Source organism: Pseudoxanthomonas sp. X-1 (assembly GCF_020042665.1).
GTDB classification, from domain to species: domain Bacteria; phylum Pseudomonadota; class Gammaproteobacteria; order Xanthomonadales; family Xanthomonadaceae; genus Pseudoxanthomonas_A; species Pseudoxanthomonas_A spadix_A.
In genome coordinates this window covers 1,414,569-1,440,302 of record NZ_CP083376.1, presented here as the reverse complement: position 1 = coordinate 1,440,302, position 25,734 = coordinate 1,414,569, and the positions used below count along the sequence as shown (strand labels likewise).

Annotated in this window: 22 protein-coding genes; 6 read left to right on the top strand and 16 right to left on the bottom strand. The window is 70.7% G+C overall.

Annotated features, from left to right (window positions below; translation table 11 throughout):
- Positions 1-91 precede the first annotated feature (91 nt).
- The 11 genes from LAJ50_RS06315 to LAJ50_RS06265 all read right to left on the bottom strand — a co-directional run bounded on the left by LAJ50_RS06315 (position 92) and on the right by LAJ50_RS06265 (position 10,697).
- Positions 92-793, bottom strand: coding sequence for a DUF2968 domain-containing protein (locus LAJ50_RS06315; protein WP_224096494.1), 702 nt, complete (start codon positions 791-793; stop codon positions 92-94).
- A gap of 292 nt (positions 794-1,085) precedes the next feature.
- The gene (locus LAJ50_RS06310; RefSeq protein ID WP_130551653.1) at positions 1,086-1,451 is read right to left on the bottom strand and encodes a histidine biosynthesis protein HisIE; all 366 of its coding nucleotides are present in this window, start codon (positions 1,449-1,451) and stop codon (positions 1,086-1,088) included.
- Between the two features lie 865 nt (positions 1,452-2,316).
- Positions 2,317-2,712: a glycine cleavage system protein GcvH gene (gene gcvH / locus LAJ50_RS06305; RefSeq protein WP_130551651.1), complete on the bottom strand. Its 396-nt coding sequence runs from the start codon at positions 2,710-2,712 to the stop codon at positions 2,317-2,319.
- A 70-nt stretch (positions 2,713-2,782) separates the two neighbouring features.
- Positions 2,783-3,403 (bottom strand): 2-hydroxychromene-2-carboxylate isomerase, encoded by a 621-nt coding sequence (locus LAJ50_RS06300; RefSeq protein WP_130551650.1) that lies wholly within the window; start codon positions 3,401-3,403, stop codon positions 2,783-2,785.
- Between the two features lie 14 nt (positions 3,404-3,417).
- Positions 3,418-4,524 carry a glycine cleavage system aminomethyltransferase GcvT gene (gene gcvT / locus LAJ50_RS06295; protein ID WP_130551649.1) on the bottom strand — a complete coding sequence of 369 codons (1,107 nt, stop codon included), beginning with the start codon at positions 4,522-4,524 and terminating at the stop codon, positions 3,418-3,420.
- Between the two features lie 81 nt (positions 4,525-4,605).
- A complete protein-coding gene (locus LAJ50_RS06290) occupies positions 4,606-5,055 on the bottom strand; it encodes an NfeD family protein (protein ID WP_130551648.1) in 450 nt (149 codons plus the stop codon).
- The gene (locus tag LAJ50_RS06285; RefSeq protein WP_138654522.1) at positions 5,042-6,007 is read right to left on the bottom strand and encodes an SPFH domain-containing protein; all 966 of its coding nucleotides are present in this window, start codon (positions 6,005-6,007) and stop codon (positions 5,042-5,044) included. The genes LAJ50_RS06290 and LAJ50_RS06285 overlap by 14 nt, the downstream gene beginning before the upstream one ends.
- A gap of 98 nt (positions 6,008-6,105) precedes the next feature.
- Positions 6,106-7,050, bottom strand: coding sequence for a DUF6607 family protein (locus tag LAJ50_RS06280; RefSeq protein ID WP_138654524.1), 945 nt, complete (start codon positions 7,048-7,050; stop codon positions 6,106-6,108).
- Positions 7,051-7,136: 86 nt separating this feature from the next.
- On the bottom strand, positions 7,137-9,395 hold the full coding sequence (locus LAJ50_RS06275) for a TonB-dependent hemoglobin/transferrin/lactoferrin family receptor (protein ID WP_138654526.1): 2,259 nt from the start codon (positions 9,393-9,395) through the stop codon (positions 7,137-7,139).
- A 301-nt stretch (positions 9,396-9,696) separates the two neighbouring features.
- Positions 9,697-10,329, bottom strand: coding sequence for a Hemin transport protein (locus LAJ50_RS06270; protein WP_138654528.1), 633 nt, complete (start codon positions 10,327-10,329; stop codon positions 9,697-9,699).
- Positions 10,330-10,502: 173 nt separating this feature from the next.
- Complete coding sequence (locus LAJ50_RS06265) at positions 10,503-10,697, bottom strand: hemin uptake protein HemP (RefSeq protein WP_165424146.1); 195 nt, start codon at positions 10,695-10,697, stop codon at positions 10,503-10,505.
- A gap of 182 nt (positions 10,698-10,879) precedes the next feature.
- Here LAJ50_RS06265 and LAJ50_RS06260 point away from each other — a divergent pair, with 182 nt between their 5' ends.
- The 4 genes from LAJ50_RS06260 (at position 10,880) to dusB (ending at position 15,475) form a co-directional block, all read left to right on the top strand.
- Entirely contained in the window at positions 10,880-11,752 is an 873-nt protein-coding gene (locus LAJ50_RS06260; RefSeq protein WP_224096493.1) for a hypothetical protein, read from the top strand.
- Positions 11,753-11,907: 155 nt separating this feature from the next.
- Positions 11,908-13,206 (top strand): nucleoside transporter C-terminal domain-containing protein, encoded by a 1,299-nt coding sequence (locus LAJ50_RS06255; RefSeq protein ID WP_130551642.1) that lies wholly within the window; start codon positions 11,908-11,910, stop codon positions 13,204-13,206.
- Between the two features lie 152 nt (positions 13,207-13,358).
- Positions 13,359-14,312: a ribokinase gene (locus LAJ50_RS06250; RefSeq protein WP_130551641.1), complete on the top strand. Its 954-nt coding sequence runs from the start codon at positions 13,359-13,361 to the stop codon at positions 14,310-14,312.
- A gap of 164 nt (positions 14,313-14,476) precedes the next feature.
- Positions 14,477-15,475 (top strand): tRNA dihydrouridine synthase DusB, encoded by a 999-nt coding sequence (dusB, locus tag LAJ50_RS06245; RefSeq protein WP_138655439.1) that lies wholly within the window; start codon positions 14,477-14,479, stop codon positions 15,473-15,475.
- On the opposite strand, the gene LAJ50_RS06240 is transcribed toward dusB, so the two are convergent.
- The 4 genes from LAJ50_RS06240 to LAJ50_RS06225 form a co-directional block, all read right to left on the bottom strand.
- Positions 15,421-16,536, bottom strand: coding sequence for a metal-dependent hydrolase (locus LAJ50_RS06240; protein WP_138655437.1), 1,116 nt, complete (start codon positions 16,534-16,536; stop codon positions 15,421-15,423). The genes dusB and LAJ50_RS06240 overlap by 55 nt on opposite strands.
- Positions 16,537-16,732: 196 nt before the next feature.
- Positions 16,733-18,811, bottom strand: coding sequence for a hypothetical protein (locus LAJ50_RS06235; RefSeq protein WP_130551638.1), 2,079 nt, complete (start codon positions 18,809-18,811; stop codon positions 16,733-16,735).
- A gap of 79 nt (positions 18,812-18,890) precedes the next feature.
- Positions 18,891-19,688 carry a UDP-2,3-diacylglucosamine diphosphatase gene (locus LAJ50_RS06230; RefSeq protein ID WP_130551637.1) on the bottom strand — a complete coding sequence of 266 codons (798 nt, stop codon included), beginning with the start codon at positions 19,686-19,688 and terminating at the stop codon, positions 18,891-18,893.
- Positions 19,685-21,391 carry a GNAT family N-acyltransferase gene (locus LAJ50_RS06225; protein ID WP_138652249.1) on the bottom strand — a complete coding sequence of 569 codons (1,707 nt, stop codon included), beginning with the start codon at positions 21,389-21,391 and terminating at the stop codon, positions 19,685-19,687. Before LAJ50_RS06225 ends, LAJ50_RS06230 begins: the two co-directional genes overlap by 4 nt.
- Before the next feature lie 224 nt (positions 21,392-21,615).
- Between LAJ50_RS06225 and metK the strand changes: the two genes are divergently transcribed.
- Positions 21,616-22,827 carry a methionine adenosyltransferase gene (gene metK / locus LAJ50_RS06220; RefSeq protein ID WP_130551635.1) on the top strand — a complete coding sequence of 404 codons (1,212 nt, stop codon included), beginning with the start codon at positions 21,616-21,618 and terminating at the stop codon, positions 22,825-22,827.
- 923 nt (positions 22,828-23,750) lie between these two features.
- Here the strand turns inward: metK and bla are convergent.
- Complete coding sequence (gene bla, locus LAJ50_RS06215; RefSeq protein ID WP_138652251.1) at positions 23,751-24,671, bottom strand: class A beta-lactamase; 921 nt, start codon at positions 24,669-24,671, stop codon at positions 23,751-23,753.
- Positions 24,672-24,839: 168 nt separating this feature from the next.
- Between bla and LAJ50_RS06210 the strand changes: the two genes are divergently transcribed.
- Positions 24,840-25,727 carry a LysR family transcriptional regulator gene (locus LAJ50_RS06210; RefSeq protein ID WP_130550969.1) on the top strand — a complete coding sequence of 296 codons (888 nt, stop codon included), beginning with the start codon at positions 24,840-24,842 and terminating at the stop codon, positions 25,725-25,727.
- Positions 25,728-25,734: the final 7 nt, after the last annotated feature.

The following is a 25,734-nucleotide window of genomic DNA, read 5'->3' as shown; positions in this document are numbered from 1 at the left end:
CGTTTTCGAGGAACCAAACAAGAGGCCCGGCGGGTGCCGGGCCTTCACTGCGAACTGGAGCAAGGTCGAATGGCTCGACCCGACGCCGTGCTTAATCCGCTGTCGGCGGCGCAGGACCCGGCGCGGTCGGCTGCGGTGCGGGGGCGGCGGCCGGCGTCGGCGGCAGTTCCAGCGCGGGGTTGCCCTGCTGCTGCTGCAGCTGTTCGATGCGGCGGGTCAGCGCTTCCAGCTCGGTATTGGTGGCACGCAGGTCGCTGCTCAGGCTCACCGCCTGCTGCTTGTTCTGCTGCAGGGCGCTGCTGACCTGGAGCGCCTGCTGGCGCTGCTGCTCCACTTCGGCCTGCAGGCCCTGCAAGCGCTTCTGGTTCAGCTCGACCATCCGCTCGGTGTAGCGCTTGCCGGCTTCCAGGCGCACGGTGTCGATATAGACCTGCGCGAGCTGGTTGGTCTGGTCGACGAAGGTCTTGTACAGCTGTTCGGCCTGCTCGACCGAGCTGGTGCGGATCACGCGCCAGAACTGCTTGTCGCGGAACAGGGTGACGTAATAGTTCAGCGAGTCGGCATGGAACAGCAGGCTGGCGCCGTAATTGCCGTTGTAGGTGGTGCGCAGTTCGGTCAGCGAGCCGGCGTCCATCAGGTGGCGCAGCTCCTCGGCGGTATTGCCGATGCTGGGCTCGACCACTTCGGACTTTTCCTCGGCCGGCGGTGCCTGCTTGGTCCGCGTGGCGGCCGGCAGCGGCGCACAGGCCGTGGCGATCAGCACGACCGCGGCGCCGATCCAGATCCTTGTCATGCTCCCCCGCTGCATCATCCGTCTTGCCCCGACTTCTCTGGCGTGTCGCCCCCTGCGTTGCGCAGGGCATGTAAGCGGGATGTTAGCACGCAGCTTCCGGGCGCCGGAGAACGCCGGCGCGACTTTTTCGCATCCGTCGCGGCCCCTGCGGTGCCGGAGGCGGACCCGGTGGACGATGCCCGCGCCGCCGGAACGGCGCGCCCAAAAAAACACTTCCTTCCCCGCTGGGCAACCGGGGAAGGAAGCTGCAGTCAGACGACAGCGCGCGGCGATGACGCCGCGATACTTGTTGTTAGATCAGCGGCGCCGGGGTCGCCGGCAGTGCGACCGGAGCGGCCTTCTTCTTGGCGGACTTCTTGGCCGGCGACTTCTTGGCAGCCTTCTTGGCCGGAGCCTTCTTGGCGGCCTTCTTAGCCGGGGCCTTCTTGGCAGCCTTCTTGGCGACCTTCTTGGCCGGAGCCTTCTTCGCGACCTTCTTGGCAGCCTTCTTCGCGACCTTCTTGGCGGCCTTCTTCACGACCTTCTTGGCCGGCTTCTTGGCGACCTTCTTGGCAGCCTTCTTGGCGACCTTCTTCACAGCCTTCTTGGCGGGCGCCTTCTTGGCGACCTTCTTGACGGCCTTCTTGGCCGGTTTCTTCGCAGCTTTCTTCGTTGCCATGTGATGGCTCCTCGTCAGTGATTACTTTGGATGAAACATCCGTTGCAAAGCCCAGTACTCAAAACGCCGCGGGAGTCGGACCCGCGTGCAGCCGCCGACGCGCCACGCGCGCTGGGGCGGATCTGATGCGACGCCGGCGTGGGCCAGCGTCGTGCACCCTTCAAAGCAAAGACACCTGCGGCGACTGCGGCGCAGGTGTCGATGCGGATCGGGGTTCGAATTTCTTTGGGGGAAGCGAAGCCTTCGACCATCCTGCCGGGGGTACGGGCGGGCGACCTTGCCGTTGTGGGTTTCGTCGCGATGACCGACTCGCTTGATTTGCTTAGCGCCGATGCGCGTTGGGGCGAAACCTAATCACGGTTTTTTCTAGTGTCAATGGTTTTTCAGAAAAATTTCTCATGTGCTTTCAACCGCGCCATCGCCTCGCCACGCCCGCCTGCCGGTCCGATGACATTCCGGGCGATGGCATGGCGCCGCGCGCGTGGCGATGCATGTTGAGCAGAATGCTTTTTTTATGCGGTTTGGTGTGCGCGATGCAGTTGGCATGCCGGCCGGGGCGCGAGTTTGGATGCAGGTCGAGGCGCCTTCGCCGAAGGTGTCGCGCAGTTGAATCGCGCCTGATTCCGGCAACGCGGCCGGCATGCGTTTTCGCGTCGCACAAGCTGCCTCGCGCGCCAACTGCGCAAACTTTTTCGATCCATGCGACGACGCGCGCATCCCGATCGCGTGCCGAGTCGATGCACGCGACCGTCACGACGACGCGGATCGACCGTCTCCATGCGTGGCGTGGCGCCAACAAAAAACGCCGCGTCCAGGACGCGGCGTTCGTCTCGACGCGGTGCCGGCACCGGGCCGGCGGCAGGCGTCACTCTTCGTCTTCTTCCAGCTGCTCGGCGTAGTCGTCCGGGGCGAGCAGGTCGTTGAGTTCGTCGGCGTCGCTGATCTCGACCACGAACAGCCAGCCTTCGCCGTAGGCGTCCTCGTTGATGGTCTCCGGCTTGTCGGCCAGCGCTTCGTTGACCTCGACCACCGTGCCCGACACGGGGCTGTACACGTCCGAGGCCGCCTTGACCGACTCGACCACGGCGCAGGCGTTGCCGGCGGTGACCGCATCGCCCACGTTGGGCAGCTCGACGTAGACCAGGTCGCCCAGCAGGCCCTGGGCATGGTCGGAGATGCCGACGGTGACGCGGCCGTTACCTTCGACGCGGGCCCATTCGTGGGACTTGAGGAATTTCAGATCACCAGGGATCTCGCTCATGAGGATGCTCCGGCCGGTCAGGCGCGTGGTTGGGAATGGCGCAAGTCTAACGAAAGGCCGCCGCGACTTGTCACCCGGCGCGGTACGGCGCGCGGCCGCTGCGCAGGGCGTCTTCGAGCAGGTCGATGCGGTCCTGGCCCCAGAACGGCTCGCCCTCGCGCACGTAGCCCGGCAGGCCAGGCAGGCCGGCGTCGATCGCGGCGCGGGTGTTGTCCTGCAGGGTCGCGTGCGCGGCCGGGGCCTCGGCCAGCGCGAGCACCGCCTCGGCGTCGAAGCCGCGCGCGGACAGCAGCGCCACCAGCGTCGTTCGATCGGCCAGGTCCTGCTCGTTGGCCCACAGCGCGGCGAAGGCGTCGGCGATGTACGGATGCGGATCGTGGCCCTGCGCGATCAGCGCGACCGCCGCGCGGTCGGCCAGGCCGACATCGCAGGGATAGAACTTCGGCCGCAGGTTCAGCGGCAGGCCGCGCTGCTCGCGCACGCGCTGCAGTTCGATCAGCCGGTAGGCCTGGCGCACCGGCGGACGCTGCGCCAGCGGCAGGGCGCCGACCTCGCCGAACAGGTCGAAGATGGCCACCGGCCGCGTGCGCACCGCCGCGCCGTGGCGCGCGGCCATGTCCAGGAACGCCTGGTGCCCGAGGTAGGACCAGGGCGAAAGCAGGGTGAAGAAGTAGTCCAGCCGCTCGGCCATGGTCGCGCCCCGTGTCAGGCGAGCACGCCGGGCTGCGGCTGCCCGTCGCGCACGAAGGGGAACTTGACCACCCGCACCGGCACCTCGCGGCCGCGGATGTCCACGCGCACCTCGCCCGGCTCGCCGCTGGGGACGCGGGCGAAGGCGATGGCCTTGCCCAGCGTCGGCGAGAAGGTGCCGGAGAGGATCTCGCCCTCGCCCTGCGCGGTGAACACCTTCTGCCCGTGGCGCAGCACGCCCTTCTCGTCCATCACCAGGCCGATCAGCTGGCGCGGCGCGCCCTGCAGGTGCTGGGCCTCGAGCACGTCGCGGCCGACGAACTCGCGGCCTTCGTCCAGCGCCACGGTCCAGCCCATCGCCGCCTCGTAGGGCGAGACGGTCTCGTCCATGTCCTGGCCGTAGAGATTCATGCCCGCCTCCAGGCGCAGCGTGTCGCGCGCACCCAGACCGGCCGGCTTGACCCCGGCGTCCAGCAGCGCGTTCCAGAACGCCACCGCGTGCTCGGCCGCCAGCACGATCTCGAAGCCGTCCTCGCCGGTGTAACCGGTGCGGGCGAGGAACAGTTCGACCCCGGCGCTGCTGACCGCGTCCAGCGCGGCGAAGCGCGCCAGCTTGTCGGCCGCCTCGCGATCCTCTTCGCGCAGCAGGCCGATGACCTTGGCGCGCGCGTTCGGGCCCTGCACGGCGATCATCGCCAGCTCCGGGCGCTCGGTCACTTCCACGCCATAGGCGGCGGCCTGCTTGTTGATCCAGGCCAGATCCTTTTCGCGGGTGGCGGCGTTGACCACCAGGCGGAAGAAGGTGTCTTCCAGGAAGTACACGATCAGGTCGTCGATCACCCCGCCGTTGGCGTCGAGCATCGCGGTGTACAGCGCCTTGCCCGGCTTCTTGAGCTTGTCCACCGAGTTGGCGACCAGGTAGCGCAGGAACTCGCGCACGCGCGGGCCGCGCAGGTCGACCACGGTCATGTGGCTGACGTCGAACATGCCGGCGTCGCGACGCACGGCGTGGTGTTCCTCGATCTGCGAACCGTAGCTGATCGGCATGTCCCAGCCGCCGAAATCGACCATCTTGGCGCCGAGCGCACGGTGGCTGTCGTTGAGGATCGTCTTCTGGGTCATGGGCTGGTCCTTACAAAGAGGACCGCATTATTCCAGAACCTCGCCGCCCCGCGGCCGTGACCCATGCCACGGCTGCGCCCGTCAGGCCGCTTCCACGTGCAGGGTCATGCCGTCGGTGGACACCACGCGCACGGCGGCCCCGGCGGGCAGCTCGGGGCCCTCCACGCTCCAGTACGTGTCGGCCAGCTGGATGCGGCCGCGGCCGCGCACGATGGGCTGCTCGAGCACCGCGGTCTGGCCGACCAGCTGCTCGGCGCGCCGGTTGAGCAGGGGCTTGTCGCTGACCTGCGCGCGGGCGCGGAACCAGCGCCGGTACACCAGCACCGAGGCGATGGCGAACACGGCGAACAGCGCCGCCTGCGGCAGCACCTCCAGCCCGGGCGCGATGAGCATCACCAGCACCATCGCCGTGGCGGCGAAGCCCAGCCACATCAGCGAGGCGCCGGGCAGCAGCGCCTCGGCGGCGAACAGCACCAGCGCCAGGCCGGCCCAGAACGCCAGGCGCAGGGTCGCCGCGTCAAACGCCGGCACGCGGCACCTTCGGCGGCATGGCCGGCGGACGCGGGCCGTCCTCGCCCAGCGCCTGGCGCGCCAGCTGCGCGATGCCGCCGAGCGAGCCGATCATGCCCGAGGCCTCCATCGGCATCAGCACGAACTTCTGGTTGGGCGCGGTGGCCAGTTCCTTGAACGCCTCCACGTACTTCTGCGCCACGAAGTAGTTGATCGCCTGCACATCGCCGTCGGCGATGGCCTGGGAGACCAGCGTGGTGGCCTTGGCCTCCGCCTCGGCCAGGCGCTCGCGCGCCTCGGCCTCGCGGTAGGCGGCCTCGCGCTTGCCCTCGGCCTCGAGGATGGCGCTCTGCTTCTCGCCCTCGGCGCGCAGGATCTCCGACTGGCGCGCGCCCTCGGCCTCCAGGATCGAGGCGCGCTTGTCGCGCTCGGCCTTCATCTGCCGGGCCATCGAGTCGACCAGGTCGCGCGGCGGCTGGATGTCCTTGATCTCGATACGGTTGACCTTGACGCCCCACGGACTGGTGGCGTGGTCGACCACGCCCAGCAGGCGCGCGTTGATGGTCTCGCGGTTGCTGAGCGATTCGTCCAGGTCCATCGAGCCGATGACGGTGCGGATGTTGGTCTGCACCAGCGCGATCATCGCCTGATCCAGGTTGGACACCTCATAGGCCGCCTTGGCCGCGTCCAGCACCTGGAAGAACACCACCCCGTCCACCTTCACCACCGCGTTGTCCTTGGTGATGACTTCCTGCGAGGGCACGTCGAAGACCTGCTCCATCATGTTGACCTTGCGGCCAATGCCTTGCATGACAGGGATAAGAACGTGCAGGCCCGGGGTCAGTGTCGCCGTGTACTTGCCGAACTGCTCGACGGTGTACTCAAAACCCTGCGGAATGACACGCACGCTTCGCAGCAGCAAAATAACGACAGCAGTCACCAAGACAAAAGCCAGAATCGCTCCCGTTCCCATTGCACTCCCCTTGCCTGTCGCCCGATGCGGGCGCTCCCGAGGCGATTATAGGGTCGCGCCTGCGGGATGCGCCGTCATGCGGGACGGCCGCCGCGCCTTCAGCGATCGGCCGGCGCCGGCGCGGCTTCCACGTACCGGGCGAACACCGCATCGGTGTCGGCGGCCTTGACCTTGCCGCCCTGCACCAGGGTGTCGGCCTGCTCGAACAGCGGCATCACCATCGCCATGCCATCGAGCTTGGTCTTCAGGTGCACGCCCGGCGGCGCGTTCAGGAACCCGGCCCAGCGCGCCCGCACGCCGGCCCAGAAATCGCTGGTGGCCTTCCAGTAGGCGTAGGCCGGGGCGAAGTCGACCTGGCTGTCGCGGCGATAGTCGTCGAAGCCGAACTCGCGCGCGATCTCCACCTGGCGGCCGTCGGGCCTGCGCAGCACCTTGGTGTTGAACTGCTCGTGGCTCCAGCCGTTGGGCGTGACGGTGTGGCGGTTGACCACGCGCAGGGCGTTGTAGTCGCTGCGGCGGGTGTACTCGCGGCGCGGCAGCGGGCGCCAGCTCTCGTCGCTGGTCCAGGTCGCCACCTCGCCACTGTAGGTCCAGCGACCGGTGCCGCAGTAGCGCGGCGCATCGCTGACCTCGTACACGCACTGGGTCCAGGCGCCGGCGGTCTCCTGCGGCGACAGCGCGCGCACGGTCCAGGTCTGGTCGGCGCTGAACTCGAACCGCCGCGGCGCCTGGTAGACCCAGTCCTCGCGCCAGTGCTTGGTGACGTGACCGCTCCTGCCATCGACCAGCAGGTGCTGCAGCACCACGCGCGTGGGCGTGTCCTCGACCACGATCACCACCTCGTCGGCACTGCTGCGCATGGCCGCGGCGCGCTCGTAACCGGGCTGCAGCAGCACGGTCTCGTCGAAGGCGAAGTCCACCGCGAACTCGCCGGCGATCTTCAGGATCGCCGCGTGGTCACGGGCGGCGTCGGCGGTCTGCGCGTGGGCCGGTGCGAGGACAGCGAGGGCCACAAGGGCGGCGAGCGGTAGGCGGCGGTGCATGTAAGGCGTTCCTTTGACTTGGGACGGAAGCTGCAACCCGACCAGCGCGGGCGTCGTGCGGCGGCGTGCGAGGCGCATGGGCGGGCTCACCATTCCACCGTCAGGCTGGCCGAGACGGTGCGGCCGGTGCTGGTGTAGCGATCCAGCGTCGTACTGCTCGCCAGCGTGCCCACCGGCACGTCCCCCGGGTTGAAGTACTTGCGGTCGCCCAGGTTGAACACGCCCAGGTTCACGCGTGCGCCGGGGGCGAAATTCCAGTGCGCCAGCAGATCGGCCACGCCGTAGCCGGGCGGGCGGAAGTAGGTCGCGTCGGACACGCGGTCCTTGCGCCGAGCGAAGGAACCGGCCAGCTCCACGCCCCAGGCCTGCGCGTCGTAGGCCAGGCCGAGCGTGCCGGTCAATGGATCGATCGTGTCCAGCGGCACATCGGCGGTGAGGTCCTGCCCGTGCGACCAGGCCGCGGCCGCGCGCAGCGACCAGCCGCTCCAGCCGGCCAGCGCGCCCAGGTCGATGCCGCCCTTGAACTCGCCGCCGTAGATGCGCGCCCGCGACACGTTGCGCGACTGGAACACCATCAGGCCCTGCGCGTTGTAGCCCACGAAGCCCTGCGACTCGATGAAGTCGTGGTAGTCGTTGCGATAGCCCGTCAGCGCGGCGTACACCGCTGCGCCGGTGTAGCGCAGCCCCAGTTCGAAGCCGTTGCTGGTCTCCGGCTTGAGGTCCGGGTTGGGGATGGCGGTGTAGCCGAACTGCAGGTTGGTGAAGCCCAGGTTGGCGTCGTTGTAGGGCGGCGCGCGGAAGCCGCGTGCGTAGCCGCCGTACAGCGACCAGTCGCCGGCGAACTTCCACACCGCGCCCAGCTTGGGCGAGACGCTGGTCTTGCTCAGCCCGGTCACGGCCATGCCCGGGTTGTCCTCGACGAAGATGGCATCGGGCTTCGGGTCCAGGTCGTAATGGTCCACGCGCACCGCCGGCACCAGGCTGAAGCGCTGACCGATGGCCATCTCGTCCTGCGCGTAGAGGGCCGCGGTGGTGGTGTCGGTGATCGGGAAGTCGCGCACCGGGAAGACGTCCGGCGACATCACATTGGTGCTGGTGCCATTGGCGTAGGTCACCCGGCCGTCGCGTTCCTGCTCGGTGCGCGTGCGCTGCAGGTCCAGACCGTAGCGCAGGGTATGGACCACGCTGCCGGCGTCGATGGTCTTGAGCAGGTTGGCCTGCACGCCGATCTCGCGCTGCTCGAAGTCGAAGCGCCGGTCGCGGCGATGCCGGCCCAGGCTGGCAGTGGAGCGCAGCTCGTGGGTGTCCTGCGTGGTCTGGCTGTCCTGCCAGTAGACCTGCCAGTCCAGGCTGTCGGCCAGCGCCCAGTCCAGCGCGTCCAGTTCCTGCGCCAGGGCCACGCGTTCGCGCGACTGGTGGTCGGCGCCGCGCAGGTCCAGCGTGGTGGCCCGGGTCGAGGCGCTGTAGCCGCGCGCGGTGAGCACGTTGGTGTCGGTGTCGTCGCGGTTGCCCTCCACCGTCAGGCGCAGGCGGCTGGTCTGCGACGGTGCGTAGACCAGCTTGGTCAGCACGCTGGTGCCGTTACGATCCTGCGGATTCGGCGCGGTGCGGGTGTTGGCGGCGGTGCCGACCGGCGCCAGGCTGCGATCGTGCCCCATGTTCTCCTGCGCCTGGCCCTGGCGGTGGCTGACCGCCGCCAGGCCGCTCCAGCGCTCCCCGCCGAAGGCGGCCGTGGCGCCGGCGAACAGGCCGTTCCAGTCGCCCGCATAGCCGAACTTGAGGCCGAAGTAGGCATCCTTGCCCGCCTTCAGATAATCCGAAGGGTCCTTGGTGACGAAGGCGACCACGCCGCCCAGCGCGTCCGAGCCATACAGCGCGCTGGCCGGCCCGCGCAGGATCTCCACGCGCTTGACCGTGTCCAGGTCGACGAAGTTGCGGTTGGCATTGGAGTAGCTGCCGATGGCGAATGCGTCGGGCACGCGGATGCCGTCGGTGATGATCTGCACGCGGTTGGCCTCCAGCCCGCGGATGCGGAAGCCGCCCAGGCCGAAGCGTCCGAAGCTGGAGGTGACCGACACGCCCGGCTCGTAGCGCACCAGGTCCTTGATGTCGAAGACCAGGGCCTGGTCCAGTCGCTGGCGCTCGATCACGTCCACCGTGTTGGGCACGTCGGACACGGCACGCTGGCTGCGCGTGGCGGTGACCTGCAGCGGATCGAAGTCGCGCGTGGGCGGCGCATCGCCGGCTGCGCCCGGCGGGGTCACGGCTGGATCGGCGGCGCGCGCCGGGGACGCCAGCGCGCAGGCGAGCGCACAGGCAAGGAGGGAAACACGGAACGTCGGCATGACAGGCCCTTTGCAAGGTGACCCGGCAGGCTGGCGCGACCGTGCGCGGTCGCGGCTGGCGCCCAGGAGGAAGGAAAAGGCGCAGTGGCGCAGGGCCACCGCGGGAGGTTCAGCAGGAGACGCGGGGCACGCCGAGACGACATGGCGAGGTCGTCTCGGCGAGGCGCAGGCGCCTGGGGTTCAGTGGGCGGCGCTCACCTCGGGCAGGCGCCGCCCGGGTCGGCCGCGTCCGTCCCCGGCGGGCAGTGCGGGCCACGGGACGAGGCGGGCCAGCGGCGCATGGAAGGTGGCGCGCGGCAGGTCATCGACCGGTCTTCAGGTCGGGCCTGAAGACATAGTCGGCCAGGTCGCCGTGCGAGGCGCCGACGCCGACCGATTGCAGCGCGGCCTGCGCGCAGCAGCAGTCGTCCCAGGCGGCCAGCTCGGCGCCTTCGGCGTGCACGATCGCGCGCGTGGCGCTCGCTCCCAGCGCTGAGACAGGGGTCAGGCTGGCGGCCAGCACCGCCCGCGCGCCCGAGGCGGCCAGCGCATGCAGGCGCACCGGGCAGGCGCGCCACTGCTCGCCGGTCAGGCGCCGGGCCAGGCGCTGCCACAGCCGCTCGCTCACCCCACGTCCCTGCGGCGCGCCGGCCGCATGCGCCGGCAGCCGCGCACTGAGCTGGTCCCACGCCAGGAAGTCGCTGTCCGGCAGCAGGCACAGCCGCCAGCAGCAGGCGCCGTCGCGGTCGAAGAACAACAGGCTCTCGCGCAGTCCGTCGCTTTCCACCCCGGCCTGGACCGCCGCGCGCACCGCCTGGTTCCAGCCGGCCAACTCACTGCCCTGCTGGGCGCGATACAGGCACAGCACGGTGCCCAGCGCGGCCAGCTGCTGCGGCAGCGGCAGCGCACGGGTCGCGTCGGCGCGTGGGGGCGTCGCGGTCGGGGCGAGGGTCATGACCGGCTCCTGGGGCGGGTGGTCGGACAAGTGCACCGGGGCGGCGACAGCGGTCCGCGCGCGGCGACGGGGAGAGAGAGGGAGATCCATCGCCGCGCGTCCGGGGCCGCCGCGCCGCGCGGTGCGGGCGCGAACACGGCAGCGGGCGCTCCGGCGCCCGCGAACCTGATGACTTACTTGGTCAGGATCAGCTTGTCGTTGCTGGTATGGCGCAGGCGGTACACGCGGTCGCCGTGCTGGATCAGGATCTCGCGGCGGCCCTTGAGCAGCGCTTCGCTGTCGAGGGTCTCGGCCGGCGGCACCGCGCGCGGACCGCGCTCGGCCGCGCGCGTGTCGGCATGGGGGAAGGCGATGGTGTTGGCGGACATGGCACGACTCCTGTGTGGTTCGACGTGGATGATAATCATTCTCATTGAAGAGTCAAATGTCCATGATCGATTTCTTCGATCGTGTTCGCGCTTCCCATCCGCGGCCCGCGCACCTGGGTGACGGCGCGGGATGCACGGGGCACATGGCAGACTTGCCGCGGTCGATCGAGCAAGGACACGCCGTGAGCCCGCGTGGTCGCTTCAACCTGGTGATGGGCGTGCTGGCCCTGGCGGCCGTGGCCTTCGGCGTCTGGCGCTGGCGCCGGCAGGCCGAGGAGGCGGCCGCGCTGTCGGCACGGATCGCCGCGCAGACCGCGCAGGCGCAGCGGGCGTTGGCCGCGCGCGGCGCGCCGGACGGGCTGGCCACCGCGCGCACCGATGCGGTCTCCGCATCCGCCCTGCCCCCCTGGGACGAACCGCTGGGCGCCAATCTGCAGGCCGTCCTGCGCCGGGCCGATGCCGGCGAGGCGATGGCCGCCTGCCGGATCGGGGTGGAGCTGCTGCTCTGCGCCGCGCCCTCGCCCGCCGAGACCGGCCGCGATCGCTGCCAGGGCGTGGACGACGCGCTGCGCACCAAGGCCGCGTTCTATCTGCGCCAGGCGGCGCTGGCGGGCAACCGCGACGCGATGCTGCGCTACGCCGCCGGCCCGTTCCCGCAGGCGGCGCAGGCACAGGACCACGAACGCTACCTGCAGGACCCGGGTTTCGCCGACTGGTACCGCGACGCCGTGCCGATCCTGCAGCGCGCCCTGCAGGCGGGCGACCCGCGCGCCGCGCTGCTGCTGGCCGATGCCTACAGCGACGACCACGGCCTGCTCGATGCGCGGGTGGCCGACGATGCGGCCCTGGCCTATCGCTACCGGCTGCTGCTGTCCTATCTGCAGGCCATCCCCGCGCCGGCCGCCCCGGCGCTGGATCCACGCCAGCGCGTCGAGGCCGAGCGCCAGGCGCAGCGGCTGTTCCGCGAGGCCTTCGGCAGCCGGGCGCTGGCCGCGCCGGTCTCGGCCGACCTGGCGCTGCGGCCGGACGATCCGGCCGCCGTGCCCTGCCGCTGAGCCCGGCGCGCACCGCCGCGCGAAGCGCGCCGGCCCGGGCGGCATCCCCACCTCCGGCGCCCCGTGGCCACGCGGCGGGCCGGCTTCGCCTTGCCGCGCCCGTCCCCCTCACTTAGGCTGCATCGCTTCGACGTCGCGTGGTCTTGGGGATCGCAATGCTGGAAGGTGTATCGCGGGCCGCGTTCGGCCTGTTCGGGCTGGTCGTGCTGCTGGGCATCACCTGGCTGTTCTCCAACAACAAGCGCGCGGTGGACTGGCGCCTGGTGGTGACCGGCGTGGCGCTGCAGATCGGCTTCGCCGCGCTGGTGCTGCTGGTGCCCGGCGGGCGCGATGTCTTCGACTGGCTGGGCAAGGTGTTCGTGAAGGTGCTGAGCTTCGTCGGCGAAGGCTCCAACTTCATCTTCGGCAGCCTGATGGACGTGCCCAAGGCGGGCTTCATCTTCGCCTTCCAGGTGCTGCCCACCATCATCTTCTTCTCCGCGCTGATGGGCGTGCTCTACCACCTGGGCGTGATGCAGGCGGTGGTGCGGGCCATGGCCTGGGCGATCACCAAGGTGATGCGCGTCTCCGGCGCGGAAACCACCAGCGTCTGCGCCAGCGTCTTCATCGGCCAGACCGAGGCGCCGCTGACCGTGCGTCCGTACATCCCCCGGATGACCGAGTCGGAGCTGATCACGATGATGATCGGCGGCATGGCCCACATCGCCGGCGGCGTGCTGGCGGCCTATGTGGGCATGCTGGGCAACGGCGATCCGGTGCAGCAGGCCTTCTACGCCAAGCATCTGCTGGCGGCCTCGATCATGGCCGCGCCGGCCACGCTAGTGGTGTCCAAGATCCTGATCCCCGAGACCGGCACGCCGCTGACGCGCGGCACGGTCAAGATGGAAGTGGAGAAGACCACCAGCAACATCATCGACGCGGCCGCGGCCGGCGCCGGCGACGGCCTGCGCCTGGCGCTGAACATCGGCGCGATGCTGCTGGCCTTCATCGCGCTGATCGCCCTGCTCAATGCGCCGCTGACCTGGTTCGGCGAGTGGAGCGGCCTGGCCGCCGCGATCGGCCGGCCGACCAACCTGGCCACGATCCTGGGCTATGTGCTGGCGCCGGTGGCCTGGGTGATTGGCACGCCGTGGGGGGATGCGACCACGGTGGGCTCGCTGATCGGGCAGAAGGTCGTGATCAACGAGTTCGTCGCCTACACCGAGCTGGCGCGCATCGTGAACGGCCAGGTGCCCGGCGTCTCGCTCAGCGCCGACGGCAGCCTGATCGCGACCTATGCGCTGTGCGGCTTCGCCAACTTCAGCTCGATCGCGATCCAGATCGGCGGCATCGGCGGCCTGGCTCCGGAGCGTCGCGCGGACCTGGCGCGTTTCGGCCTGCGCGCGGTGCTGGGTGGCTCGATCGCCACCTTCATGACCGCCACCATCGCCGGGGTGCTGAGCCACTTCAGCTGAACCAAGCCGCCGCGCGCGCTGACGGCGCGCGCCTCGTTCAGCATTGCGGACGCCGTTCGCCGCTAGGCCCGTGCCGCGCTGCGGCATACTGATGCCCCCGACGGCGGCTTTGCGGCCGCCGTTTTTATGTTGGATTCGAAGAAGAGATGTCTATGAGTTCTGTCGTTGTCGTCGGCTCGTTCAATGTCGACCACGTCTGGCGCTGCGATGCGCTGCCCGCCGCCGGCGCCACGATCGCCGGGCGCTACAGCTCCGGCCCCGGCGGCAAGGGCTTCAACCAGGCCATCGCGGCGGCGCGCGCGGGCGCGGCGACCACGTTCGTGTGCGCGCTGGGCGGCGATGCCGGTGGCGCGATGGCGCGCGGCCTGGCCGAGCAGGACGGCGTGCGCCTGGTGGCCGAGCCCAGCGACGAGCCCACCGGCACCGGCGGCATCTATGTGGACAACCACGGCCGCAACACCATCGTGATCGGCCCCGGCGCCAACTTCACCCTGAGCCCCGGCTTCATCGCCGAACAGCAGCCGCTGCTGGCCGGCGCGCAGGTGGTGCTGGCGCAGCTGGAGTCGCCGCTGGAGAGCATCGAGGCGGCACTGACCAGCGCGCGTGCCGCGGGCGTGGCCACCATCCTCAACCCCGCCCCGGCCAACGCCGTAGCCAGCATCGCGCTGCTGCGCCAGAGCGACATCCTGACGCCGAACGAGACCGAGTTCGCCGCCCTGCTGGGCCGCCATGTCGGCCAGCGCATGGAAGGCGACGATGTGGCGGCCCTCGACGGCAACACGCTGCACAGCCTGTGCCGCCAGCTGCTGCCCGGCGGCACGGTGGTCATCACCCTGGGGGCGGTCGGGGCCTTCGTCTCGCACGAGGACGAGCATCTGCGCGGCGACGCGCAGGCCTACTACCGCGTGGCGGCCGACGCGGCGCAGACGGTGGACACCACCGGCGCGGGCGATGCGTTCAACGGCGCGCTGGCCGCGTCGCTGGCATATGCGCCGCAGGCGGCGTTCAACCTGCACGTGCGCTTCGCAAACCGCTTCGCCGCGCGCTCGACCGAGCACGAAGGCGCGGCGGTGTCGATGCCGCGGCTGACGCCGGCGGCCGGCTGAGAAGTGCGCGAAAGCGGGCAAGGAGCTTTGCCGGAACGCCGGCTCGGTAAACGCGTTTCGCCCACCGGCCTCGGCGGATGGAGCGGAATGCCCCTCCGCCCGACGCCATCCGCTCGAAGCGCGAGGCAGCGCTCCCCTCACCCATCTTCGCTCGCTGCTCCTCCATGCACATCGGCCCCTACAAGATCGAACCGCCGCTGATCCTGGCGCCGATGGCCGGGGTCACCGACAAGCCGTTCCGGCAGCTGTGCAAGCGGCTGGGCGCGGGCCTGGCCGTCTCGGAGATGACCATTTCCGATCCGCGCTTCTGGAGCACCGACAAGTCGCTGCGGCGCATGGACCATGACGGCGAACCGGCGCCGGTCAGCGTGCAGATCGCCGGCACCGAGCCCGCGCAGCTGGCCGAGGCGGCGCGCTACAACGTCGACCACGGCGCGCAGATCATCGACATCAACATGGGCTGCCCGGCCAAGAAGGTGTGCAACGCCTGGGCCGGCTCGGCGCTGATGCGCGACGAAGCGCTGGTGGCGCGCATCGTCGCGGCGGTGGTCAAGGCGGTGGACGTGCCGGTGACACTGAAGATCCGCACCGGCTGGGACGCCCAGCACCGCAACGCGCCGACCATCGCCCGCATCGCCCAGGACGCCGGCATCGCCGCCCTGGCCGTGCACGGGCGCACGCGCGACCAGCAGTACACCGGCGTGGCCGAGTACGACACCATCGCCGCGATCAAGGCCGCCCTGGACATCCCCGTGTTCGCCAATGGCGACGTCGATTCGCCGCGCAAGGCCGCACAGGTGCTGCGCGATACCGGCGCCGACGCGGTGCTGGTGGGACGCGCCGCGCAGGGCCGGCCGTGGATCTTCCGCGAGATCGCCCATTACCTGGCCACCGGCGAGGACCTACCGCCGCCGCCCATCGGCGAGGTGCGCGACATCCTGCTCGGCCATCTGCAGGCCCTGCACGACTTCTACGGCGAGCCGCAGGGCGTGCGCATCGCGCGCAAGCACCTGGGCTGGTACGCGAAGGACCGGCCGGAGAACGCGGCCTTCCGTGCGGTGGTCAACCGCGCCGAGAGCGCGGCGGAACAGCTGCGCCTGACGCGCGACTACTTCGACGCGCTGGAAGCCGGCGTGGCGTCCTCGTTCGCCGACGTGGCCTGAGCCTGCGGAGCGAGGATCATCGCGCGCAGCGGTGTGTCGTCCTCATGCCAGGTGCGATGCCACACCGCGCCGATCAGCCGCCTGAACCCGGCGATGCCCGAGATCGGCAGCGGCACCTGGATCTGCTCGGGCTCGATCGCCTGCCAGTCCTGGTCGCGCCGTTCGGCCACGGCGAAATTGAAGGTGTAGTCCGGATCCAGTCCCATCCGCAGGTCGGACAGCACCAGGCGCCCGTCCTGCACCCGCGCGCGCATGAAGCCGTGGTTGAACCAGTCCAACCGCGTCACCGCCGGGATGCCGATCCCCATCGCCTCCGCCAGCGCCTGGGTATTGGACGCATGGCCGCGGAAGACCATCGGCCCGGTGTCGAACACCGAGCGCTCGGCATCGACATAGCCTGAGGGCGTCATCGCCACCACGCGCCACAGCAGCGTGGAGAACGGCATCGGCGTGGAGAAGCGCGGCATGTCGCCCAGGCCCATGCCCGCCAGCGTGCGCTCGGCTTGGCGATCGACCTTCCATTTGGCCAGCCCCGCCACGCCCAGCACACAGGCGGCCAGCGCCAGCCCGGCGATCGCGCCGCGCCGGCCCAGCGGCTTGCGCGGCGCGCACCAGGCGATGACGCAGCCCAGCAGCAGCCACAGGGTGAAGGCCGGTTCGATGATGAAGAACAGCGACCACATCGCCGGCGCTACATCCAGCGGCCACAGCAGCGAGGTGCCGTAGACCGTGCAGGCGTCCATCAGCGGATGGCTGAGCAGGCAGGCCTGGATCAGCCAGAACCAGCGCGCCGGCGCCGAATTCACCCGCGTGCCGCGCACCCGGCAGACCCACCACACCAGCGCGCCGATCAGCGGCAGCACGAACACCGAGTGCAGGAAGCTGCGATGCCAGGTCATCAGCGCGACCGGATCGTCGGTGAACCGCGGCAGCAGCAGCACGTCCAGGTCCGGAACGGTGTTGAGCGCCGCGCCGGCCAGGATGGCGGCGCGGCGCTGGCCGGCCGGGGCGATGGCCGCGCCGATGGCGCCGCCGAGCAGAAGATGGGTGAGCGAGTCCATGGCGCCATCATGCCTGCGCGGGCGAGGCTGCGCGCCCGGTCCCCTCGCCACCGCGCGAGCGCCCGAATCCCGCCCGCGTCACGCCCCTTGCCGCGCGGGCCGCAAGGCTGAGCTGCAGGCTGAAGCTGATGGTGATGCCTGCTTGCACGCCGCCGTCGGCGCCATGCGCCCCATGCATCAGGCCAGACGCCACGACTCATTCGAGGCTGGGATTGCGCACCGGGCGCCAGTCGGCGGGGAGCCGATCACCTGCGCTGGCCTTGACCAGCGCGCGCAGCTGCAGGCCGATGGGATCGTCGGGCGAGAGCTGTTCGGCCCCGCCCGTCCAGGCCTTGCGTGCACCGGCGACATCGCCCAGGCGCGCCAGCGCATTGCCGCGTTCGACATAGCAGCCGGTGGCGAACGGCACCGCCTCGAGGATCTCCGCGCAGCGCCTGGCCACCTGACGCCAGTCGGGCGCCGGCGTGCGGTAGACCTCCTTGAGCACCTCGCGATACAGGCCACGCACGCGCAGGCGCTTGTCGTCCATCCGGCCCTGCCAGATGCCCAGCACGCCGATCCGGCCCACCTGGTGCAGGTTGCGCATGGTGACGGCCGGGTTCCAGTTGTACTCGGGCTCGGGAATGGTGCTGCTGAGCCGCATCACGAACAGGCCGGCGTAGTGCCCGGCCACATTGGTGTCGTCCACGCCGCCGACGTACTCGCGCAGCGGCGAGCCGCTGCCGCGGACCCATTCGGGCATGTACATGTAACTGTTGTAGAGCGTGGTCCCCGGCGGCTGGTGGGCCTGCATCCAGCGGCTGATCTCGGGCAGGCGCTGGCCCAGGTCCACACCCTCGTCGGAGAAGTTGCGCCAGCCGTTGGCGCTGCCGCCGCCCAGCTCGTTGAAGTATTCCCACAGGCGCGGCTCGCGCGCGGTCATCACCAGCGCCAGCGCGGTGGGAGCGAAGGCCAGCGGCAGCAGCCAGCGCCGCCGCAGCGACACCGACGCGCGCCAGGCCAGCGCGCCGGCCAGCGTCGCCAGCGGCAGGAACAGCGGCAACGCATGCCGCACGCCGGCGTAGGTGCCGCGCGAGCCGAGCAGGCTGGCCCAGTACGCCGCGCCGAGCGCGCCCATGGTCAGCAGCAGGTGCTTCTGTCCGCTCGACAGCGGGGCGCGCCACAGCGCCAGCAAGCCCAGCAGGGCGCCGGCCAGCAGCGGCAGCGGGATCTTGGCCGCCAGCGCGCCGGGCCAGAAGAACCACGGCGGCGCGCCCTTGAAGTCGCGGCCGAACAGCTTGTGCTCGCGCTGGCCGCGCCCCTCCACGCCGGCACGCAGCGTGTCGGCCATGCCCCACAAGTAGGCGCGCGGCAGCAGGCGGGCGTCGTCCAGCGCGTGCAGCACCCTGCGCTGCATCGGCGAGGCCAGGTCGTCGATCTTGGGCGCCGTCGGCCGGTTGAAGGCATCGCTGCCATCGCGCCCGGCGTGGAAGCGGAAGCCGTAGAACGACCACAGCACGGCCACCGCGACCAGGGCCGCCAGCGCCACCGCCGCCCACCGCGCCAGCAGGGTCGCGCCGCGCTCGTGCGCGCCGGGCAGCGCGTCGCGCCGGCTGCGCCAGTGCCGCCACGCCGCGGCCAGCAGCAGCGCCACGCCGATGCCGGCCAGCGCGCCCGGCGCCGAGTGCTTGGACCCGAGCGCCAGTCCCGCCGACAGCGCGAAGGCCACCCAGGCCGGCCAGCGCCAGGTGCTGGCCAGCCAGGCCGCGCTGGCCGCGCTCAGGCCCAGGGCGAGGGCCACCGGCAGGTCGGTCATCAGCACCGGCAGGTGCGCGCCGACCGTGGGATCCACCGCCAGCCAGGCCAGCAGCCCGGCCGCCCACCACAGGCCCGCCACCTTCCACACCAGCAGCGCCAGCGCGGCCAGCAGGAGCAGGTTGAGCGCGAACATCGCCACGCGGATGTGGTGCTGGGTGTCGGCCGGCGCGTTGTCCAGGTAGGCCATGGACTGGGTGTAGATGCGCTCGTCGTCCTTCTCGTGCAGTTCGCGCAGCGGCGGCAGCACCACCGACGAGGGCGTCAGCCATCCGGTCCACAGCTTGGCCAGCGGCGGGTGCTCGGGATTGATCCGGTAGTCGCCCAGCCGCGCATAGGACACGCCGGCGGCGTAGTGATAGGGCTCGTCGAGGGTCAGGCCGTCGCGGGCGGTGCCGACCATCGTGCGCGCCAGCGCCAGGGTCAACAGCGCCGCGATCAGCAGCAGTCCGGGAAACAGCACACGCAGTCTTCGCTCCATGCCCATCAGACGGAGACGGCGGCGGCGCCAGGACAGGCACCACGCGGAACGAAAGCGCGACTACCGCTGGGACGGTCGCTCAGGCCGCCCGCGGCAACGCCGGCTCGTCCGCCACCAGGCGCAGGCGCGCGGGCACCTCGCCCAGCACCTGCCCGGCGTGCGAGACCAACTGCAGGCTGCCATCGGCGGCCTCGCACAGCGCGGTCAGGCTCTCCACCCAGTCGCCGTCGTTGGCGTAGACCAGGCCATCGCGGCGGAACAATGCGGCGCGGTGGATGTGTCCGCAGACGATGCCGTCCAGGCCGCGCCGGCGCGCATCGGCCAGGCCGGCGTCGACGAAGCGGGCGATGTAGCGCTCGGCCGCCGCGCTCCTGCGCTTGAGGTACTCGGCCAGCGACCAGTAGCGCAGCCCCAGGCGCCGCCGCAGCCGGTTGACCAGCTTGTTGCCGGTGAGGATGCGGTAGTAGAGCCAGTCGCCGAACCGCTCCTGCAGCCCGCCGAAGTGCGTGACCGCGTCGTAGTCGTCGCCATGCACCACCAGCAGGCGGCGGCCGTCGGCGGTGGTGTGGATCACGCGGCGACGCACCTGCATGGCCGGCAGCATCAGCCCGCAGAAGCGGCGCGCGGCGCGGTCGTGGTTGCCGGGCACGTAGATCAGCTCGGTGCCGTTGCGCGCCAGCGCCTGCAGCGCCTCGACCACGCGCTGGTGGGCGGCGTCCCAGCGCGCGCGCCGCCGCGACATCCACCACAGGTCGACGACGTCGCCGACCAGGTAGAGCTGCCGGCACTTCAGCTTCGCCAGGAAGTCGGCGAACTCGGCGGCATGGCAGTGGGTCGAGCCCAGGTGCACATCGGAGACGAACACGGCGCGGTTCATGCGGCTTGCTCCTGCGTAGGGGTGTGCAGATAGCGCTGGCGCTTGCGCGGGTGCATGCGCTCCAGGTCCAGTTCGATCAGCCCGTCGACGCAGCCGGCGAAGTCGGCGTCCACGCCGAAGGCCAGGAAGCGCGCACCGCCCGGCTCGCACAGCTCGGTGTACTGCCGGAACAGCATCGGCACCTGCGCGCCGAGCGCAGCGAGGTTCTCGCGCAGCACGGCGAACGCCGCCTGCGCATCCAGCGCCTCGAACGGCGCGGGCACCGCCTGCAGCACGAAGGGATGGCGCGCGGTGGCCCCGGCGTGCTGGCCGTGGAAGCGCTGGTAATAGGCCACGACCTGCTCGCGCGCGGCCTGCGGCAGCGCCGCGCTCATCGACACCGCGCCGAACAGATAGCGTACCTGCGGATGCGCGACGAGGTAGGCACCGATGCCCTGCCACAGCTGGTCGATGCTGCGGCTGTTCCAGTAGTCCGGCGCGACGAAGCTGCGGCCCAGCTCCATGCCCTGGGCGATGCGCGGCAGCGCGTCCTCGGACCAGTCGAACAGGTTGGCCGTGTACAGCCCGGCCAAGCCGCGCCTGGCCAGCACCTGCGCCCCGCGCGCCACGCGATAGGCGCCGGCGACCGCACCGGCCTCCTCGTCCCACAGCACGATGTGGTCGTACCAGGTGTCGTAGTCGTCCACGTCCAGCGCCCGGCCCGTGCCCTCGCCCACCTTGCGGAAGGTCAGTTCGCGCAGGCGGCCGATCTCGCGCAGCAGCGGCGAGTCGGCGGCCAGCGGCCCGGCGACGATGCGCCGGCCCTCGCTGGTGCGGCCGAAGCCCGGCAGCGCCGCGATCGCCGCGCGCAGCTGCGCCACCGGCACCGGCGCGACCAGTTCGGCCGGCGATTCGGCGCCCGCATCGGCGCGGCGGCCGAGCGCGTACAGCGCGCGCCGCAGCTGGCGCAGCACGGTGGCCTCGTCGGCCTGCGCCGCCAGCGCCTGCGCCTGGCCCACGTACAGGCGCAGCGGCTGCTGGCGGCGCGCGAACATCTCGCGCGGCAGCAGCACCGTGCCGGCCGGCTTGAACACCGCCGAGGCGCCGTAGAACAGCGCCGAGTTGCGCGCCTGCACGCGCACCGGCAGCACCTGGGCACCGCTGGCCCGGGCGAAGCGCACGAACCCCGGCCGCCAGGCCGTGTCGCGTACGCCCAGCGGCGACAGGCGCGAGACCTCGCCGGCCGGGAACACGATCACGCACTGCCCCGCCTCCAGCGCCGCGCGCACCGCGCGCAGGCTGCCGGCGGCCGAACTGCCGCCGAACACGCGCACCGGCAGCAGCAAGGGGCGCAGCAGCTCGATCCGGGTCAGCACCTGGTTGGCGACGATGCGGACGTCGCGGCGCACCTGCCCGACCAGATGCAGCAGCGCCATCGCATCGCGCGCGCCGGAAGGATGGTTGGCGACCACCAGCAACGGGCCGCTTGCGGGGATCCGCGCCAGCGCCTGCGCATCGAAGCTGTCGTCCAGCCGCAGGAGGCCCTGCGCGGCGGCGACGAAGTCCCAGGGCGCGCTGTCCTGGTGCTCGCGCAGGAAGGCCAGCGCCTGGTCCAGGCCGGACCAGTGGCCGTAGCGGCGCAGCAGCGGCCGGGTCAGCAGGCCGCGGCGGCCGCCGAACCAGCGCGGGTAACGTTCGATGAGGGCGTCTTCCAGAGGGCGCATGGTCGGGTCCCGTCCCGGTCAGCGGCGTATCTGGAACGCCAGACTGGGCCGCGACCGCGACACGCGCGTTGCACGCGTGCGGCAGGGCGATGACAGGCCCGGCGGCGGCCGGCGCGGCGGAAAGTAACGCCCCGGCAACACGGGGCACGCCACCATGCGCGGCCGGCGCCGCGCGTGTATCATGCGCGGCCATCTTTTCATCCGAATCAAAGGATATAAGCCTGATGTCCAGCTACCTGTTCACTTCCGAATCGGTCTCCGAGGGCCATCCGGACAAGATCGCAGACCAGATTTCCGACGCCGTCCTGGACGCGATCCTCGCGCAGGACAAGCGCGCCCGCGTGGCCTGCGAGACGCTGGTCAAGACCGGCGTGGCGATCGTGGCCGGCGAAGTGACCACCAGCGCCTGGATCGACCTGGAAGCCCTGACCCGCAAGGTCATCCTGGACATCGGCTACAACAGCTCCGAGGTCGGCTTCGACGGCGAGACCTGCGGCGTGCTCAACCTGATCGGCAAGCAGTCGCCGGACATCAACCAGGGCGTGGACCGCAAGAAGCCCGAGGAACAGGGCGCCGGCGACCAGGGCCTGATGTTCGGCTACGCCACCAACGAGACCGACAGCTACATGCCGGCGGCGATCCACCTCTCGCACCGGCTGGTCGAGCGCCAGGCGCAGATCCGCAAGAAGAAGAACTCGCCGCTGTCCTGGCTGCGCCCGGACGCCAAGTCGCAGGTCACCCTGCGCTACGAGGACGGCGTGGCCACGGCCATCGACGCGGTCGTCCTGTCGACCCAGCACGATCCGGGCATCAAGCAGAAGGACCTGATCGAGGCGGTGCGCGAGGAGATCATCAAGCCGGTGCTGCCGGCCAAGTGGCTGCACAAGGGCACCAAGTTCCACATCAACCCGACCGGCAAGTTCATCATCGGCGGACCGGTGGGCGACTGCGGCCTGACCGGCCGCAAGATCATCGTGGACACCTACGGCGGCTGGGCCCGCCACGGCGGCGGCGCGTTCTCCGGCAAGGACCCGTCCAAGGTCGACCGCTCGGCCGCCTACGCCGCGCGCTACGTGGCCAAGAACGTGGTCGCCGCCGGCCTGGCCGACCGCTGCGAAGTGCAGGTCTCCTACGCCATCGGCGTGGCCGAGCCGACCTCGATCTCGGTCACCACCTTCGGCACCGGCAAGATCGCCGACGAGAAGATCGAGAAGCTGATCCGCAAGCATTTCGACCTGCGTCCGTACGGCATCATCCAGATGCTCGACCTGATCCACCCGATGTACCAGCCGACCGCCTCCTACGGTCACTTCGGCCGCAAGCCGAAGGAATTCACCTACACCGACGGCGCCGGCACGCAGCACACCGCCACCGCCTTCTCGTGGGAGAAGACCGACAAGGCCGACGCCCTGCGCGCCGACGCCAAGCTGAAGTAAGCCTGCCGCGCGCCCGCGCCGCAGACCGCAGAAAGGCCGCTGAAAAGCGGCCTTTCTGCTTGTTGAACCTTCGCCGGGATCCTGTCCGCGACAACAGCGGACTTCGCCAACCGGCCGCGACCGGCCGGTCGCGGCTCCCGGGCACGACTCGCCCTCGACGGCGGATGCCGGGATGGAAAGGATCGAGATCGCTACATGCTTTTGTGGAAGCCGCCATGGCGGCGATGAGGCTCGGCTTGGCAATGCTTGAGCCGCGATGAAGCTTCGCTGGGAAAGCCTCATCGCCGCCGTGGCGATTCCCACATAGGTTCAGCACCCGACCGACGGAAGCAAACCGCGAAAGGATCCGGATTTCTTCCTACCTGAGTGCATCGGGCAGTACTCCGCCCCTCCCTTTCGCCACAGGCGAAGGGGAGCTCGAAGTCGCGAACTAGCGACTGAGGGGGAATGATTTGTTCTTCGCTTTGGTGGCTTGACTGTAAAGCTCCGCCCCCTCCCGTCCCTCCCCTGCGCTTCGAGCAAGGGAGGGGCTTCAAGTCGATACCTTCCCGCCGATCGCGTTGTGCGCGAGGAGAGGTTCGAACGCCCCGCAAACCGAAGTCCTGTGACCTGACGTGTGAGGCAGCGGGCCGGCGGGCCGTGGCCGCGCCAAGCGAGGCAGGACGCCGAGCGCCCGAGTCAGGGCAGGATGCCCTGATCGAGGGAAAAGCGGCCACGGCCCGCCGGCCCGCTGCCCCTCCGAAGCCAAGAAGCTCCACTGCAACGCGGTCAACGACGATAGACACATCAGGCGGGATCGATGACCCGGCCGAGGCACGAGCGAACACCGCCTGCCGTACCGCCGCCCCTTCGACGCCGGAACGCCCAACCGCCAAGCTCAAGCGGTCGGAAGAACCTGCGAGGCGCCAAACGCAGCCGCGCGCTCAACCGATCATCGCATCCGCCAGCGCCCCCACCCGCGCCAGCACCGCATCGCGCTGATCCGCATCGACCCGGGCGCCCTGCAGCAGCGCCACCAGCACCCACGGCGCGCCGCCCGCAAGCGGCCACAACACCGCCAGATCGTTGCGGGTGTCGCGACCGTTGTTGCCCGTCTTGTCGCCCACGCGCCAGCGCTTGCCCAGACCGGCACGCAGACAGTCGTCGCCGGTCTGGTTGTCGATCAGCCAGTCCGCGTACTGCGCACGCGACGCCTTGGACAAGCCATCGCCCACCGCGAAGCGCGCCAGGCTCGCGGCCACTGCCGCAGGACTGGTGGTATCGCGCGGATCGCCCGGCGCGAAGTTGTTCATCTCGGGCTCGTAACGATCGCTGCGGGTCACCGCGTCGCCCTGCCTGCGCAGGAACGTCGTCAGCGCGGGCGGCCCACCGGCCCGCGCCAGCAGCAGATTGGCCGCCGTGTTGTCGCTGTTGGTGACCGCCGCGCGACAGAGATCGCGCACGGTGAGGTCCTTGCCCACGTGCCGCTCCGACTCCGGCGCCCAGGACAGCAGCTGCGCCTGGCGGATCGGGAGGCGCTCATCCAGCGACAGCGTCCCGGCGTCGGCCAGGCTCAGGACGTGCGCGGCCAGCAGCGCCTTGAAGGTGCTGCACATCGGGAAGCGCTCGTCCTGGCGGCGGCCCAGGCGCCGTCCGGTGGCCACCTCCAGCAGCGTCACCCCCAGCCGCCCACCGCTGACCTGCTCCAGCGCGGCAAAGTCCTTGGCGCCGGCGATGGCCGCGGCCACGCTGCCCCCCTTCGCGGCGGCAGGCGCCACCGGCGCGGCAGCGGCCGCCCAGGGCACGGCGAAGGCGGTGAGCAGCGCGGTCCCGCTGCGCTGGAGGAATCGACGACGGTCAGACATGGCGGCACTCCGAACGGTTGGTCCCCAGGATTATTGGAAGGCAGCCCCAGGGCCACCAGCGCGAAGTTTCAGGGGCAGCCATAAGCTGGATCGATGACTTGGGCTACAGTGCCGATCGCACGGCGCCCCGCCGCCGCGCCTGCGTCCTCGTCCTCCCGACCCGCCGTCATGCTCCGATCCGCCCTGCCGCTCAATGCCTTGCGCGCCTTCGAAGCGGCCGCGCGCCACCTGAACTTCACCCGCGCCGCCCTGGAACTGCACATCAGCCAGGCCGCGCTGAGCCATCAGATCCGTGTATTGGAATCGCGCCTGCAGGTGGTGCTGTTCCATCGCCTGGCGCGCGGGGTGGCGCTGACCGACGAAGGCGCGGCGCTGTATCCGATGCTCAACGAAAGCTTCGACCGCATCGCCGCCACGCTGGACCGCTTCGCCGATGGCCGCTATCGCGAGACCTTGAACGTGGGCGTGGTCGGCACCTTCGCCATCGGCTGGCTGCTGCCGCGCCTGCCGCAATTCGGCGCGGCGCATCCGGCCATCGACCTGCGCCTGCAGACTCACAACAACCGCGTCGACCTGGCCGGTGAAGGGCTGGAGTTGGCGATCCGCTTCGGCGAGGGCGACTGGCCGGGCCAGCACAGCACCCCGGTGATGTCGGTGCGTTTCGCGCCGCTGTGCGCCCCGGCCCTGGCCAGGACCCTGCACCGCCCTGAGGATCTGGCCGCGCACACGCTGCTGCGCACCTACCGGCAGGACGAATGGTCGCGCTGGTGCGCGGCGGCCGGCATCGCGCCGCTGGATGCGCGCGGGCCGGTGTTCGACACGTCGCTGGCGATGGCCGCGGCCGCCACCGCCGGTGCTGGCGTGGCGCTGCTGCCGGTGGAACTGTTCCAGCAGGCGCTGGACAGCGGCCAGCTGGTGCAGCCCTTCGATCTGCACATCGCGCTGGGCCGCTACTGGCTCACCCGGCTGCGCTCGCGGCCCGAGCGCCCGGCCGCGCAGCAGTTCCGGCGCTGGCTCGAACAGCGCGTAGCGCAGGACGCCGCGCCGGCGGACTGACGCGCCG

What these genes read in the sequence shown, in the direction of transcription:
- LAJ50_RS06315 (WP_224096494.1), bottom strand. Translation starts at nt 793, where the DNA reads ATGACAAGGATCTGGATCGGCGCCGCGGTCGTGCTGATCGCCACGGCC.
- LAJ50_RS06310 (WP_130551653.1), bottom strand. Translation starts at nt 1,451, where the DNA reads ATGGCAACGAAGAAAGCTGCGAAGAAACCGGCCAAGAAGGCCGTCAAG.
- gcvH (WP_130551651.1), bottom strand. Translation starts at nt 2,712, where the DNA reads ATGAGCGAGATCCCTGGTGATCTGAAATTCCTCAAGTCCCACGAATGG.
- LAJ50_RS06300 (WP_130551650.1), bottom strand. Translation starts at nt 3,403, where the DNA reads ATGGCCGAGCGGCTGGACTACTTCTTCACCCTGCTTTCGCCCTGGTCC.
- gcvT (WP_130551649.1), bottom strand. Translation starts at nt 4,524, where the DNA reads ATGACCCAGAAGACGATCCTCAACGACAGCCACCGTGCGCTCGGCGCC.
- LAJ50_RS06285 (WP_138654522.1), bottom strand. Translation starts at nt 6,007, where the DNA reads ATGGGAACGGGAGCGATTCTGGCTTTTGTCTTGGTGACTGCTGTCGTT.
- LAJ50_RS06280 (WP_138654524.1), bottom strand. Translation starts at nt 7,050, where the DNA reads ATGCACCGCCGCCTACCGCTCGCCGCCCTTGTGGCCCTCGCTGTCCTC.
- LAJ50_RS06275 (WP_138654526.1), bottom strand. Translation starts at nt 9,395, where the DNA reads ATGCCGACGTTCCGTGTTTCCCTCCTTGCCTGTGCGCTCGCCTGCGCG.
- LAJ50_RS06270 (WP_138654528.1), bottom strand. Translation starts at nt 10,329, where the DNA reads ATGACCCTCGCCCCGACCGCGACGCCCCCACGCGCCGACGCGACCCGT.
- LAJ50_RS06265 (WP_165424146.1), bottom strand. Translation starts at nt 10,697, where the DNA reads ATGTCCGCCAACACCATCGCCTTCCCCCATGCCGACACGCGCGCGGCC.
- LAJ50_RS06255 (WP_130551642.1), top strand. Translation starts at nt 11,908, where the DNA reads ATGCTGGAAGGTGTATCGCGGGCCGCGTTCGGCCTGTTCGGGCTGGTC.
- LAJ50_RS06250 (WP_130551641.1), top strand. Translation starts at nt 13,359, where the DNA reads ATGAGTTCTGTCGTTGTCGTCGGCTCGTTCAATGTCGACCACGTCTGG.
- dusB (WP_138655439.1), top strand. Translation starts at nt 14,477, where the DNA reads ATGCACATCGGCCCCTACAAGATCGAACCGCCGCTGATCCTGGCGCCG.
- LAJ50_RS06240 (WP_138655437.1), bottom strand. Translation starts at nt 16,536, where the DNA reads ATGGACTCGCTCACCCATCTTCTGCTCGGCGGCGCCATCGGCGCGGCC.
- LAJ50_RS06235 (WP_130551638.1), bottom strand. Translation starts at nt 18,811, where the DNA reads ATGGAGCGAAGACTGCGTGTGCTGTTTCCCGGACTGCTGCTGATCGCG.
- LAJ50_RS06230 (WP_130551637.1), bottom strand. Translation starts at nt 19,688, where the DNA reads ATGAACCGCGCCGTGTTCGTCTCCGATGTGCACCTGGGCTCGACCCAC.
- LAJ50_RS06225 (WP_138652249.1), bottom strand. Translation starts at nt 21,391, where the DNA reads ATGCGCCCTCTGGAAGACGCCCTCATCGAACGTTACCCGCGCTGGTTC.
- metK (WP_130551635.1), top strand. Translation starts at nt 21,616, where the DNA reads ATGTCCAGCTACCTGTTCACTTCCGAATCGGTCTCCGAGGGCCATCCG.
- bla (WP_138652251.1), bottom strand. Translation starts at nt 24,671, where the DNA reads ATGTCTGACCGTCGTCGATTCCTCCAGCGCAGCGGGACCGCGCTGCTC.
- LAJ50_RS06210 (WP_130550969.1), top strand. Translation starts at nt 24,840, where the DNA reads ATGCTCCGATCCGCCCTGCCGCTCAATGCCTTGCGCGCCTTCGAAGCG.